This window comes from Neorhizobium phenanthreniclasticum (assembly GCF_040066075.1).
Classification (GTDB): Bacteria; Pseudomonadota; Alphaproteobacteria; order Rhizobiales; family Rhizobiaceae; genus Neorhizobium; species Neorhizobium petrolearium.
This window is the reverse complement of sequence record NZ_JBEAAL010000006.1, coordinates 261,446-274,048: the sequence shown is the minus strand read 5'-3', so window position 1 is coordinate 274,048 and position 12,603 is coordinate 261,446. Positions and strand designations below refer to the sequence as shown.

At 58.7% G+C, this 12,603-nt stretch carries 13 protein-coding genes; 7 read left to right on the top strand and 6 right to left on the bottom strand.

Annotated elements, in window-relative coordinates:
* Positions 1 to 31: 31 nt before the first annotated feature.
* Positions 32 to 427, bottom strand: a complete 396-nt coding sequence (locus tag ABK249_RS11335) for a hypothetical protein (RefSeq protein ID WP_320443009.1) — start codon at positions 425 to 427, stop codon at positions 32 to 34.
* Between the two features lie 506 nt (positions 428 to 933).
* Between ABK249_RS11335 and ABK249_RS11330 the strand changes: the two genes are divergently transcribed.
* From ABK249_RS11330 to ABK249_RS11305, 6 genes are all read left to right on the top strand, one after another.
* Positions 934 to 1,374, top strand: a complete 441-nt coding sequence (locus ABK249_RS11330; protein WP_227702452.1) for a helix-turn-helix domain-containing protein — start codon at positions 934 to 936, stop codon at positions 1,372 to 1,374.
* Between the two features lie 12 nt (positions 1,375 to 1,386).
* Complete coding sequence (locus ABK249_RS11325; RefSeq protein WP_227702451.1) at positions 1,387 to 3,198, top strand: peptide antibiotic resistance protein; 1,812 nt, start codon at positions 1,387 to 1,389, stop codon at positions 3,196 to 3,198.
* 29 nt (positions 3,199 to 3,227) lie between these two features.
* Positions 3,228 to 3,446 carry a hypothetical protein gene (locus ABK249_RS11320; protein WP_227702450.1) on the top strand — a complete coding sequence of 73 codons (219 nt, stop codon included), beginning with the start codon at positions 3,228 to 3,230 and terminating at the stop codon, positions 3,444 to 3,446.
* 18 nt (positions 3,447 to 3,464) lie between these two features.
* Positions 3,465 to 4,616, top strand: a complete 1,152-nt coding sequence (locus ABK249_RS11315; RefSeq protein ID WP_227702449.1) for a YcaO-like family protein — start codon at positions 3,465 to 3,467, stop codon at positions 4,614 to 4,616.
* Complete coding sequence (locus ABK249_RS11310; RefSeq protein WP_227702448.1) at positions 4,613 to 5,308, top strand: TfuA-like protein; 696 nt, start codon at positions 4,613 to 4,615, stop codon at positions 5,306 to 5,308. The genes ABK249_RS11315 and ABK249_RS11310 overlap by 4 nt, the downstream gene beginning before the upstream one ends.
* Before the next feature lie 88 nt (positions 5,309 to 5,396).
* The gene (locus ABK249_RS11305; RefSeq protein WP_227702447.1) at positions 5,397 to 5,624 is read left to right on the top strand and encodes a hypothetical protein; all 228 of its coding nucleotides are present in this window, start codon (positions 5,397 to 5,399) and stop codon (positions 5,622 to 5,624) included.
* 197 nt (positions 5,625 to 5,821) lie between these two features.
* Here the strand turns inward: ABK249_RS11305 and ABK249_RS11300 are convergent, their stop codons facing one another.
* Positions 5,822 to 6,109, bottom strand: coding sequence for a hypothetical protein (locus tag ABK249_RS11300; RefSeq protein ID WP_227702446.1), 288 nt, complete (start codon positions 6,107 to 6,109; stop codon positions 5,822 to 5,824).
* A gap of 703 nt (positions 6,110 to 6,812) precedes the next feature.
* On the opposite strand from ABK249_RS11300, the gene ABK249_RS11295 reads away from it, so the two are divergent.
* On the top strand, positions 6,813 to 7,064 hold the full coding sequence (locus tag ABK249_RS11295; RefSeq protein WP_227705270.1) for a hypothetical protein: 252 nt from the start codon (positions 6,813 to 6,815) through the stop codon (positions 7,062 to 7,064).
* 287 nt (positions 7,065 to 7,351) lie between these two features.
* Here the strand turns inward: ABK249_RS11295 and ABK249_RS11290 are convergent, their stop codons facing one another.
* From ABK249_RS11290 to ABK249_RS11275, 4 genes are all read right to left on the bottom strand, one after another.
* A complete protein-coding gene (locus ABK249_RS11290) occupies positions 7,352 to 7,966 on the bottom strand; it encodes a biliverdin-producing heme oxygenase (protein WP_037150806.1) in 615 nt (204 codons plus the stop codon).
* Between the two features lie 22 nt (positions 7,967 to 7,988).
* Positions 7,989 to 10,556 (bottom strand): TonB-dependent receptor domain-containing protein, encoded by a 2,568-nt coding sequence (locus tag ABK249_RS11285; protein WP_227702445.1) that lies wholly within the window; start codon positions 10,554 to 10,556, stop codon positions 7,989 to 7,991.
* A gap of 138 nt (positions 10,557 to 10,694) precedes the next feature.
* The gene (locus tag ABK249_RS11280; protein WP_227702444.1) at positions 10,695 to 11,627 is read right to left on the bottom strand and encodes a FecR family protein; all 933 of its coding nucleotides are present in this window, start codon (positions 11,625 to 11,627) and stop codon (positions 10,695 to 10,697) included.
* The gene (locus tag ABK249_RS11275) at positions 11,620 to 12,102 is read right to left on the bottom strand and encodes an RNA polymerase sigma factor (RefSeq protein WP_415926435.1); all 483 of its coding nucleotides are present in this window, start codon (positions 12,100 to 12,102) and stop codon (positions 11,620 to 11,622) included. The genes ABK249_RS11280 and ABK249_RS11275 overlap by 8 nt, the downstream gene beginning before the upstream one ends.
* Between the last annotated feature and the right edge of the window lie 501 nt (positions 12,103 to 12,603).

Sequence of the window (12,603 nt, the reverse complement as noted above, 5' to 3'; positions counted from 1 at the left end):
AGGTTAATCGTGACTTATCTGCGGCGGCGCATTAAGTTGCTGCCTTCTTCGCCGCCGCACCCGGCTTCACCGGCACCGGCGATGAACTGCATCCCTTGCTCATCATCGCGGACTGAATTGCCTGGACTTTCCCCTTGGCAACCGCCACTTGCCCTTCCTTGTCACCGCCGAACGTCGAGGACATCGGGACGCCGAGGAGGAAAACGCCAAAGGCATCGCCTGTCGCGGCGTCGTGCTGTTGTTTGGATACACTTGTCAGAGCCGTTTGCTCCTTGATCATCTCCTGACCAAGCTGTTCGCATGACAAATTGGTATATGCCGCCATCGGAATGTCGGCCGGCACGATTGCGTCAGGCCTTTTTGCGCAGCCAGAAACCGCCAGCACAACCGCCAGCGGCATAATATAGATTTTCATGTAGTCCCCCATTCTACCCGCGGGGGGATAAAGCATAATTCAGCCAGAAGTGGAAGCGTCCACCGCAAGAGATGCACCAAAATACGCGTCATGGTTGATCGAAGCGCCTCTGCGAGCCACCCCGCCGGCTCCTCCGCCTTGCCTCCCACCAAAGCCGAATTTCCTTTAAAATTGCGGGCATCACGGGGATCGCTACGACCGCCAACATCAACCAATCCATCTTCGTCATCAAACCGGTCTCCAACGGAGGATTTAAACACTCTGGGAGGGTATGACCGAAATGACTGAGGGGGAGTTCCGGCCGCGAGAAAATCAGGGCGGCTTTATTCAAAACATTGATATATTTGCCTTTATCGCCAGGAGATATTGCCCTCAAGCACGCTCGACGTCCCCGGAAGCTCACGAGACCGGCTATTCCAGTTGCTCAGGCGCCAGGCACAAGCCATGGAACCTCCAGTAATAGTTGCATGAAGGTGACGTTTGTATCACTCTTGTGATCGCGACGGAGGGCTGCAGTGATGGATCAGAAAAAACCAAATCCCATTGACATTCATGTTGGATCACGGATCCGGCTCAGGCGCACGATGCTGAAGATCTCTCAAGAGAGACTGGCCGATGGACTGGGGATCACTTTTCAGCAGGTGCAGAAATACGAAAAGGGAAGCAATCGGGTCGGCGCCAGTCGCCTCCAGAACATTGCAACCTTATTGGATGTGCCCGTCAGCTATTTCTTCGCGGACGCCCCGAATGGTTCGCCGCTGGTCGACGGGAAACCCGTGATGCAAGAGGAAGACGCGGTGACCGCGTTCCTGATGAGCCGCGAGGGGATGGAGCTCAATATCGCCTTTCAAAGGGTGGCAAGTGCGAAGCTGCGCCAGAACATTGTTCAGCTGGTCAAATCGTTGGGGCGCCCCCAAGAACTGGATCGCGACCGCGCGGATTCAGACGCGACGCGTTGACGGATCGTTCCGGTGCTCCGGCTTGTAACTTTTGGCGGCCTTTGGCTTGCCGACGACGAACGAGGGACAGTCCCGCTACCGCAAAAGGCGTTGTTTGCCGTTGTCTATATGCTGGCCAGCCGTGAGTTCGAACTGCCTCGTGATCATCTCGCGAGACTGCTTTGGGCAGGCGACCAGGGTGCCGCGAAGATCAACCTCCGCAAGATGATCGAGCGTGTCCGCAAATGCGCCGCGGAGGGCTGGCCCATTCCTCTGGATTTCACGGCATCGACTGTACGCCTGTCGGCAGAAGCCATTGACCCGGACTTTTCCGTCTTTTCCGCTGATCTTGAACCGCTGCGGCGATTAACCGTGATATCGAAATTGATGAGGCATCAATTTCTAGACGAGGCGAACTTACCCGTCGGACTAAAGTCATGGGTTGGGAAGCAACAGTCGGCCCAGTGGGAGCACTTCAGGGTGGCGTTCTTCGATGCGCAAGCCGCGGCGGCATTCCGGTCGCATTGGGCCAGCGTCAAGGATAGTGCCAAACAACTACTTGAGCGCTATCCGGATGATACCGCTGTTCGCGAGGTGCTGCTTCGGGCGCATCGTCACGATGAGCGAACCGGATCCTTGACACGCGCTACACGCCAGACCGAATTCCAGTTGTCCGCAGAAGTTGCCGTCGCCCCTTCGACACTGATAGAACTTCCCCGGCTGGTTTTGCTTCCTCCCCAGGAAGCTCAGGAAAACTCCGCTTATCCCGCCCGGGCACTGATGGAAGACATCACGATAAGCCTGTGCGCCTTAAGGACGGTCGCGGTCGTTGCCCCTTATACGGCTGCCCGCATTCGGCAGGATGCGGACAAGATCACGCAGTTGGAGAGACATTCCATCTCCTATGTGATCGATACGAGCATCAGTGGCGAGGGTCTCTTTCTACAGATGATCTTCCTGCCATCCGACAGTGTATTGTGGGCAGAGCGTTTTCGCCTCAAACCCGGCTCACTTGCTTCACATCGCAAGCAAATTGCGCAGATGATCGTCAATGCAATCAGCAATCATCTTCAGCGCACCGAACCGGTGCTCGCCGACTTCCGCGCTCACCCCGACGTCTACCGTTCCTATCTTGCAGGCGCACAGCATCTCAACAGGTTCACACTCCCCGACCTGCGCCGGGCCAGAAATGCCTTCAGGGGAACGCTGAAAGCGCGCGCGGATTTCGCGCCAGCTTTGGCGGGCCTGTCGCGTACCTATTCCTGGGAATGGGTGTTGACGGCTCAAGGGGAGAGAGAACTGCTGGTTAAAGCAGAAGAGGTCGCCCAAAAGGCAATCGCACTTCAGCCGGAATTGGCATCGGCGCATCGAGAACTTGGGCTATCAAAGCTCTACCTTGGCGATGTCGACGGCAGTCTGGAGGCATTCGATCGGGCGGAAGGACTGAGCCCGCATCTCGCCGACGCAATCTGCGGGTACGCCGATGCCCTGGTTCATGCATCGAAGCCCGCCGACGGTTTGGCCAAGATCGGCAAGGCTATCCGTCTCAATCCCATCTGCCCTGACGACTACTTCTGGATTGCGGCCGGCGCCAGCTATTTCCTGGGCGAATTTCGTCAGGCGATCAGCTATATTGATCGAATGGGCGACTCCTCGTCGGCCCGCCGATTGCTTGCGGCAAGTTACGCGATGGCGGGTGATGCCGCAAAAGCGCGTATCCATCGGCGCAAGGCTCAGGCGCTCAATCCTCAGTTCGATCTCCACACATGGCTTTCCGTGCTTCCGGTGAAGGAGCAATGGCAAAAGGACCTTTATCGCGAGGGCTTACTTAAAGCTGGATTTTAACTTTAATACCAAACCTAAGGGGGTAAGAGATGGCAAGAGTGGTGATAATCGGACTGCCCGGAGACGATCAGCTCTATGTCGCGGACATCGACGCGGGAACCGTTCAGCCTATGCAGCCGCCGGCTTCCGGACCGCTGGCCTCGGCAAACGATCTTCGAAATGTCGGAGCGACGATCGTCAAGGACGTCAATCTGGCCGTTGCGGTCTCCTCTTCCGAACAGGCTTTCTCCGGCGTCTTCGACGGCTAGGTGGCAGGTGCGTCAGCAATGGAGCGCGCCTACCCTCCCGACGAGACCTATGAGCGGGTGCGTCCTTTTCTGAAGACGCTGGGAATCACCCGCATAGGCCGGCAGACCGGACTTGATCATATCGGCATTCCGGTCTGGTGTGCCTACACGCCGAACGCCAAGTCGATCGTTGTTGCCCAAGGCAAAGGGCTTACCGATGCCGACGCGAGAACATCGGCGGTCATGGAGGCGATCGAACGGGCTGTCGCGTGCGATCCGTTCCTGGCCCGCAACGATACATGCGCGTCAGCTCTATCGGATGCCGGCGAGCGGGTAGATCTCCTCGTTCCGCTGATCGCCAAAGGCCGGCCCCTTCCCCATCAGACCGACAACATGACATTTGCTCCGGGAGAGGATCTACTGAGCCATGGCCGGGTCTTCGTCCCGGTGGAAGCCGTGTCGCTTGACCGGACGCTGTCGAACTGCCGCTACTGGCAGTCTTCGGATGGCCTTGCATCGGGCAATACCCGTGACGAGGCGATTCTTCACGGTCTTCTTGAGCGTATCGAACGCGATGCCCATGTCTTGTGGCAGGTTCTTCCTGAACCGAAGCAGCACTTAAGATGTCTGGCACCTGACGCATTTGACGACGAGAATGTAAGCTCCCTTGCCACAAGGATCGAAGATGCAGGTGTCATGCTGCGCATGTTCGACATGACAAGCGATGTTGGCATACCGTGCATCGGTGCCTTTCTTGCGGCCAAAACCGCGCTCGCGTCCCCGGCGCCGCGTTATATTGACGTGACTTTCGGCTGCGGTGCCCATCCATCTCCCGAGCGGGCAGCCATTCGGGCCTTGACGGAAGCCGCGCAATCTCGTGTCACCTATATCAGCGGCGCGCGCGATGATGTGTTTCATGAGACATATCGACGATCGCTGCCGGAGCGGTTGCACAGGCTATTCGATGCCGATCCTATAGGCCGTCTGCCCTCGCCCGGCCCGCAGACGCTTCCAGGGATCCTGACGAGTTTGAAGGGGGCGGGTGTAACCCAAGCGGTCGCCGTACAGTTGAGCGCACCGGCATTGCCGTTTGCGGTCGTCAAGGTTCTGGTGCCTGGACTGGAAAATCCGCAGGGAGAGCGACGACAAAGATTTGGCAACAGGGCGATGGCAGCGTCGTTTACATCATGAAAGTCATCTTCGTCGGCCCAAGCCTTCCGGACGCAAGGCGTTTCGTTGCGGAGGATATGATCATAAGACCACCCGCGACGCAGGGCGATGTCCGGCTGGCTGTCGATGAGGGTGCACGAGCCATCGGATTGATCGATGGCGCTTTCGAATATGTTGCCCCCGTCTGGCACAAGGAAATCCTTTATGGCCTCTCGAAAGGTGTGGCGATCTTTGGGGCAGCAAGCATGGGCGCCTTGCGGGCCGCTGAGTGCCACACCTTCGGAATGACCGGCATTGGAGAAATCTTCAAAGCCTACGCCGCTGAAACTCTGGTCGACGATGCGGATGTCGCGCTGCTGCATGGACCGGAAGAGCTTGGATATGTTGCCATCACCATTCCCATGGTCAACGTGGACGCGACCCTCGCCCGATGTTGCGCGGACGGTCTTGTTTCGGATCGGGAGGCGCGGTGGCTCAAAGAAATCGCCCGTTCCTTGTTCTTCAAGGTCCGCAGTTGGAACACGATCGTGAGAAACTGCCCGCAAATCCGCAGCACTCGCACCGAAGAATTGTTGCGAATTCTGAACAATAACTATGTCGATCAGAAGAAGGCAGACGCCATAGCCTTGATTGAAGCTCTGCGTCGGAGTGATGGACGTTCGCCACCTCCGTCGTTCGTCTTCAACCAAACATCTCTTTGGAGTGATGGCTGACGTCATCAGCCATGCGTTGTGTCACGCTGATGTCACGCCCATCGCCCCCAAATCGTTTTATGCTGGGGCCTCAGTCGAGGTGTGATGCATGGAATGTCTGGATTTCGAAGGCGTTGACAGGAAAGCAGAACTCGTCGCTTTGGCGAGGCTGGTGATTTACGCGCGAGAGACCGCAAAGGGTCTCAAATCAATCGAGGTGGAGGCAGGGCTTTCCGTGACGCTCGAAGCGATCACCAGGGAGCTCACGGCCGACATGGATATAGACTTGGGGGCGATCGAGCGATCATCCAAGACGCCGGGCCAAACTTACCAATGATAGGAAAAGGTGCAGAATGGGGCGGCACGAAGGGCTCGACAAGCGGCATTGAAAGAGCCTGCCGAGCCCTCGCCGCAGTGGGGGTAACCGCTCGGGGGGCGGCCTGCGGCAGTGGAACTGTCACGGCCGTGGGCTTCGTCCAGTTCAGAGCGCAAATTAAGCGAGCTGTGGATAAATTTCTACCGCGGCGAGTAGATTCACTGGGCCAATCTCTCCAGCCGGGCAATCTCATCAGCGCACCGAATGAGCACGACAGCAAGCAGCTCCGGCGGAATCCTGTCAAGGTTGGCGAGGAGTTTCGGGAGATCAGCCGTAAGGTCGTGCGTCAACGGCACGACATTGGTGGAGATAGCCAACCGTTCGCGCTGATCGTCAATGGTTGTTGCTGCCCGTTCAATGAGACGCTGGGCTTCCAACCGAGACACCAGATGGATCTGGTTAGCCGCAGCAAAGAGTTCACGGACAAAGTCGGACGAAACTGGCATGAATGGAAGACTATCAGACGTAGCTTCGGTTGAGGAGCGTCGAACGGCCGTTAGGGTTTCAACGTTTTACAAGCAAGGGACCACCAGAGGCCGGCGAGTTCATCCTCAAGGCGCGCGCCTTGAGGGGACGTGAGATGGTGTTGTTGCCCCTTCCTGTCTAGCCGGGCCCCGGGGCATTCGCCAGCCCCGCGTTTGGGAATGGATTGAAGATCGCCGCTGCCCACGGTCACTCTACCGCAGCTCAACTTTTCCCCGCGGTGGATGCCAGGCGTATTCCTTTGATGGACATTGGATCATAGGAACGCTCGTGGAGGGTGGCCTCGGAGAAGCTATGCGACCGAACTTTTCGCAAGATACCTCATCAGAGTTTCAGCGCAGTTTGAGACTCATCCTTTTCGGATTGCTCGCCATTCTACTCTCGGTGATAGTATACGGCAGCGGTCTTGCAGCCAGGTCCCAGTGCATCGTCAAGGGCAAAGTAGCCAGCGAGAACGGCGAACGCTTCTATCACTCGCCATGGCAGCAACATTCTGAGCGGTTCCATTTCGATCCATGGCGTGCGGAACAAGGGTATTGCACGCCATCGGAGACTCACGCCGCGGGTTGGCGACCGGCAAATGCGTGAGTACCTATGCGCTTGATGCCGGCTGCCGCGTAGACCTCGACTTAGCGAAATACCCGCATCGATATGAGATGACGGGCCATGACGAACCCTGATCCGCCGTATCGTCGCCATCGCTTTCCTGCTGCGATCATCGCACGCAATGCGGATCTATTTACCCTTCCCTCTGAGCCTGCGGATGGTCGAGGAGTCTCTCCGTTCTGCACGAGGATTGTATTTTCCCCAGATATTCGACGTCATAGAGGTGCATCAAAAACCGGTTTTGCGATTCAACAGCGTATTGTTACTTCGGATTTGCCGAAATTTGAGGGAGTTTACGATGGCACAAACTGAAACTACCCGCCTGCAACATGCCCGGCGAACCGCACGCGACGTAAGCGATATGACGGATCGGGAGTGAGTGCAGCTTCAGCCTTTTCGGCCGATGCCCCGTCGCTAGTCGACGTTTCAAGGGCAGTGACGTCAGTTTTCGTGCTAATCCGGTAAAAACCAAGCCGGGGCCTGATTTCACTTGCCCATGCCGCATCACTCCATGACTGTGCTGCAAAAAGCCAACAAACCCTGGAAGACGCGCCTCCGAGAAAATTTTGTCGAATCAATGCGAATTCGCCACCGGCCATTCAGTGCCTCAGCGACCGGATTGGATCACTCAAAATCTGCTCCACCAGCACATGCACGCGGCGGAAAGCCGCTTTAGCGGCCTCGGCCATTTCCATTTCATCAGCATCGGAAAGATCGAGCGCGTTGAGGGCCGAAACAAAGGTACGCCAATGCAGACCACGCCCGCTCGGATGCGGCGCGAGGTGACGGGCGCCGAATTCCACCGACAGGTCGAGCCTTGCCGCCTCCTTCAGAAGGAAAGCCGCGCCGAGGTTGGAGCCCTCGGCAACGTAGAGCCAGCCAAGCGCAGCTGATACCGTCTGAAGCGGAGCCGTGACGCGCGAAACCGCCGGCATCGTGCCACGGATATCGGCGATATCCTGGCGGAGAAGCGAAAGCCGCGCACGGCTGGCAAGATCCGGTAGCAGTCGGTTGAGCCGCGGGTCGTTGTAGTGCGGATCGACATCTGCGTGGAAATGATGCTGGACGTCCAGGAACAGCGCATAGCGCTCACGGTCTTCAAATGGGTTCGCCGCTATGATGCGCTTGTCGAGGCGCTCATGCGTGGCGGCAGTAAGGGCCTTGAGGCGCTGGGCCCGACTCGGGGTTGCAGGGGTTTCAAGTTCGATCTGCATGGTTTTCCTTGTGTCTGGATTGTCAGAACTTGGCGGTCAGCATGGCCCGGATCGTCCGACCCGGCGCGGGGTTCCAGCCGTCGAGAGCGTCGATGTAATAACGGTCCGTCAGATTCTCGGCCTGGAGATCGAAGGTGAGGTTGTCGGTGATCTTATAGGTCGCGAAGGCATCGACGACCGTATAGGGCACCCACATGCCCGTATACATGCGCGCGCCCGGCGTGACCGGCGAGAGACGATCCCCGGCCTGGGTGGCGCGGATGCCGGCTGTCAACTTGTCATCGAAGAGCCGTGTGCCGATCGTCAGCCGCTTCATGATCTCGGGCGGCATGTGGTTCGCCGCATAGTCCATGTCGACCGTCGTGTCGGCGCAAGTGGAGGACGTGCGGCAGAACGCGTAGTCGGAATAGTAAGTGAGCATTCCCTCGACGAACAGGAATCCGACGTCATAGGACACGGATGCCTCGATGCCGGAGAAGCGCGCTTTCTTGAGGTTGTCGAAGGTAAAGACCGGCTGGCCGGGACCCGCATTCGACGACACGCGTGAGATGTAGTCGAAGTAGTTATTATCGAAATAGGCAAGCTTGATCCGTGCCGAATCGTCAGCCGTGAAAATCCCGTCCCGGCTATAGTTGATCCCGATCTCCCAGTTCTTGGCGATCTCCGGCTTCAGATAGGGGTTCTCGATGACATTACCGTCATTGCCCATCGTCTCACGCATGGTCGGCGGGCGCATGCCTTCCGCATAAAGCGCGTAGAGCTCAAACCCGTCGATGGGCTCGATGACCACGCTGATGGCGGGATTGAGGCGACCGCCGTCTCGCTCGCGCACGCCCGTTCGCGAGGTGACGCCGTCGTCTTCCAGCCGGTAATGGTCGTAACGCAGACCGGCATTGAACTTCAGCCAATCCGTTACCTGCCACTCACCTTGCGTAAAGGCGCTGGCGATCGCGCGACTGCCGACGCTCGGGTTCATCAGCACGCCGATGTCGGTCGCGTAGCCGCGGCTGCGGTAAGGCCGCGAATCGATATCTTCTACCAGGTAGGAGACACCATAATTGACGTTGAACTTGCCATGGGCGGTATCGAACGTGCTCGCGTTGGAAATGTCGCCACCATAGGTATGCGTCATGGCATAGCGCGGATCGTCGCCCGGTGGGCGGGTCTCCGGCGTGATCCACGGCGGCAGGTAGAATGCGAGGCCGGTCGAGATGTTGGTCTGGTCGACGATGCTCATCCAGGCATTGACCTTGAGGTCGACCATGTCGTTCGGATTGTAGCGGTAGCGGGCGGTGAAGGTGTCGGTGACCACATCGGAAAGGGCTGCCTGTCGGAAGGTCTGATCCTGAGTGAAGAGCAGCGATGGCAGCGCCTCGCCGAACGTGCTCTCATAGCGCACATAGCCGAGTTCGAGGCTCTGGTCGTCGTCGAGACGCAGCGTGCCCTTGGCCAGGAAGGACGTCGATTCGGCCGACGTATTGAACACCTCCTCGCCCGGCTTCGTATAGGAGAGCGGATAGTCGCGACCATTGAAATGGTAGGTCGTGGGACCGTCGGAACCGGCGAAATAGTTGCCGCGGTAGCGGCGTGCGGCGGCGATGATGAAATCGAAATTGTCCTGCACGGTGGCGAGCGCCACGCTGCCCGAACCGTTCTTGAAATCGAAGAAATCAGCGGGCTCCGTCTGCTGCATCATGGAGTTGATGGTGAAATCGGAGGTCGTGTTGTCCTGCGCGCCGATCCGGATGCGGCCGCCGTACCGTTTGCCGTCCTCGACAATGTCGGTGGCGCTCAGCGTGCGAATGCCGACAACGCCGCCGTTGACCCCGGCACCGGCTGCCCCGCCCGAAGGCCCCTTGGAAATGGCAACGCCGCCGATCAGGTCCGGATCGATGTAGGTGCGGTCGTCGACACCGGCGTAACCGCGCCAGGTCGTGGTCGTCTGCTGCGTGCCGTCGATCGCAACACGGACGCGGTTCTGCCCCTGCAGGCCGCGGATATTGACGTTGACTGCGCCGCCATTGTGGTTGTTGGCGGAAATGACGCCTGGTGTGTTCTTGAAGATATCGCCGGAGGTGGAACCGCGAAAACGCGCGATCTGCTCGGACGAGATATAGCTGGTCGAACCGGCCGTTTCATAGGGCTTGTCGGCGGGATTATCACCCCCATTGTGAAGCACGATCGGTGCGAGCGTCGTATCGCCGCCGCCGGGCGCCGCCGCACCCGCGCCCGCGGCCAGTGTAACGGTGTTGCCGCTGCTGAACCGGTACGAGACGCCGGTGCCGGAAAGCAGTTTCGCCAGTGCTGCGGCAGGAGCCAGCGATCCGGTGGCGCCGCCCGTCACCTTTCCCGCCGTGATCTCGCTGCGATAGATAAGGCGCAGGTCGGTCTGACGCCCGAGGGCGAGAAGTGCTGTCTCTAGTGACCCGGCGGGAATGGAGACGGCCATCGCCTGCGACGGCATGCTTGGCGGCACAGCCTGTTGCGCGACTGCTGGCAGTATGCCGCCAAGCAAGGATACACCGGCAAGCGCAACCGTGACAGGCCGCCACAATATCGACCCAGCCGGACCAATTTTGACTAAACTCATTTCCACCCCCTGCACTCAAAGCAACATCCGCTCTCACCGCGGTCCTGATGCCTACGAGCAAAGGAAGGCCTCGCCTCCTGAGGTCGATTCTCAAAAAAATGATTTTTCTACTCAGATTTTTTCTGACAGGCGCTCTAGTCAGCGCGAACGCACGAGCGTGACCCAGCCCGCAAGCCGCGTGATACGGATCGGCAGGCTCTGCTCCAGTACCCGAAGGACCTGGTCGATATTGCCCGCGCCGAACACGCCGCTGACCCTAAGTCCCGACGCCCGGTCATCGAGCACGACGATGCGGCCACGGTGATAACGGTCGAGTTCGGCCAGCACCTCGCCGAGCGGCTGCCCGGAGAAGACGAGCTTTCCGCTGCGCCAGCTCGTCAGGCCGGCGACATCGCCGGTGCGCGTCCTCAGGCGGCCATGGTCGTCGAGCTCGGCCATGCCGCCCGCCTCCAGCACTGCGCGCTGCGATCCGAAAGTGACCGCCACATGCCCCTCTTCGACCATTACTTCGTCATGCCTGCCGACCTTGACTGCATAGTGAGTGCCAAGCGCGATCGCCTCGGTTCGCTCACCACTAACGACGAAGGGCCGCGCCGGATTCGGCGCCACATCGAAAAAGGCCTCGCCTCGCAGGAGAATGATTTGCCGCCGCGCCTGGTCATATTTCACCTGGATGGCGCTATCGGTATTGAGGGTGACAATCGATCCGTCGTCAAGAGCGAACCGCCCGATCATACCCACCGGAGTATGGAAGTCGGAACGATACCGGTCGATGACACCGGTTTCATCGGCCATGTAGCCAAGACAGCCCAAAAAAAGGAGCCCGGCGACGCCCGCGCCCGCAACGCGCCTGCCGCGATGGGGAGCGACGGATTTCGGCACCTGAGCGAGATCGCGCCAGAGGATGCTCATTTCTTTGAAGGCGGCTGCATGAGCCAGATCTTTCGCCTTCCAGTGCGCGAAACGCCGGCGATCTTCGTCCGTCGCGTCGCGCGAACTCAACCGGGCGACCCAGCCAGCCGCCTCTTCGGCAATAGTCTTCTCCCGTTCCTCGTCCGACATATCAGCCATGCACGCCCTTCTGGCAAGCCGGCAGAGCTGCCTGACGGGCCTGACGGCACGCCATCAGCGCGCGGATGATATGTTTTTCGACCATGTTTCGGGAGACGCCGAGCTTTTCGGCGATCTCGCCATTGGAGAGCCCCTCCAGTCGGCTCAGCACGAAAACGACGCGGCACTTCGGCGGCAGCGCCAGGATCGTCTCGATCAATAAGGCCAGTTGCTGGCGCGCAGCGACCACCCGCTCGGGGCTTGGCGCATCATCGGCAACTTGTGTCTGGTCTAAGTCTTCGCTGAATAGCGCACTGTCGCGCATCAACCGCGCGGTGACACCGTGGGCGACGGACTTCGCCACCTGGAAGAGGTAGGCATGCGGATTGCGCAGGTCCTCCTTTGGCGCTGCCGTTAGCAGCCGCAGAAACGTCTCCTGTGTCGCATCCGCTGCATCCTCCCTGTTGCGCAGGCGCCGTAGAAAGAACCGCCGCAACCTACCCTCCTCAGTCTGCTGCAACTGCTCGACAAGACTGATATCCAAACCTCAAACCCCAAGGCGGCACGAAAAAATTGATTGGAACTGCGCTTAGTTCCCCTCAAAAAGTAATTCAATGTCAATGATTTGGAATGAATCAAAGCTAACGCAAGAAAGATGATTTTAATAGTCATCTTTTTGTGCAAAATCAGCAGGTTGTCCGCTCAGCCAGCCAATAGGCGGGCAAATGTCGCTTCCTTCAATATGCAAGTGCCGTTGCATATTGGCAACGTTTCGCTCCGGCGCGAAGAATGTCTCATGTCATCTACCAATGGGTTGAAACCGGCATTTACGAAGTCGCGGGCCAGTTCGATGCCCTGCGCCTGTGACCGCGTGGAATGGTGAACTCCGGGGCCGTTTGCGATTGCTCCAAGGCTCGGGCGCATCCTCGCTTCACGGCATGATTGACGCTGTCACCAACATTAATGTTAAGACTCCTTTAGGCAGCTATTCCCATTG

Coding starts and splice junctions, on each gene's coding strand:
- ABK249_RS11335 (WP_320443009.1), bottom strand. CDS start 427: ATGGGGGACTACATGAAAATCTATATTATGCCGCTGGCGGTTGTGCTG.
- ABK249_RS11330 (WP_227702452.1), top strand. CDS start 934: ATGGATCAGAAAAAACCAAATCCCATTGACATTCATGTTGGATCACGG.
- ABK249_RS11320 (WP_227702450.1), top strand. CDS start 3,228: ATGGCAAGAGTGGTGATAATCGGACTGCCCGGAGACGATCAGCTCTAT.
- ABK249_RS11315 (WP_227702449.1), top strand. CDS start 3,465: ATGGAGCGCGCCTACCCTCCCGACGAGACCTATGAGCGGGTGCGTCCT.
- ABK249_RS11310 (WP_227702448.1), top strand. CDS start 4,613: ATGAAAGTCATCTTCGTCGGCCCAAGCCTTCCGGACGCAAGGCGTTTC.
- ABK249_RS11305 (WP_227702447.1), top strand. CDS start 5,397: ATGGAATGTCTGGATTTCGAAGGCGTTGACAGGAAAGCAGAACTCGTC.
- ABK249_RS11300 (WP_227702446.1), bottom strand. CDS start 6,109: ATGCCAGTTTCGTCCGACTTTGTCCGTGAACTCTTTGCTGCGGCTAAC.
- ABK249_RS11295 (WP_227705270.1), top strand. CDS start 6,813: ATGACGAACCCTGATCCGCCGTATCGTCGCCATCGCTTTCCTGCTGCG.
- ABK249_RS11290 (WP_037150806.1), bottom strand. CDS start 7,966: ATGCAGATCGAACTTGAAACCCCTGCAACCCCGAGTCGGGCCCAGCGC.
- ABK249_RS11285 (WP_227702445.1), bottom strand. CDS start 10,556: ATGAGTTTAGTCAAAATTGGTCCGGCTGGGTCGATATTGTGGCGGCCT.
- ABK249_RS11280 (WP_227702444.1), bottom strand. CDS start 11,627: ATGGCTGATATGTCGGACGAGGAACGGGAGAAGACTATTGCCGAAGAG.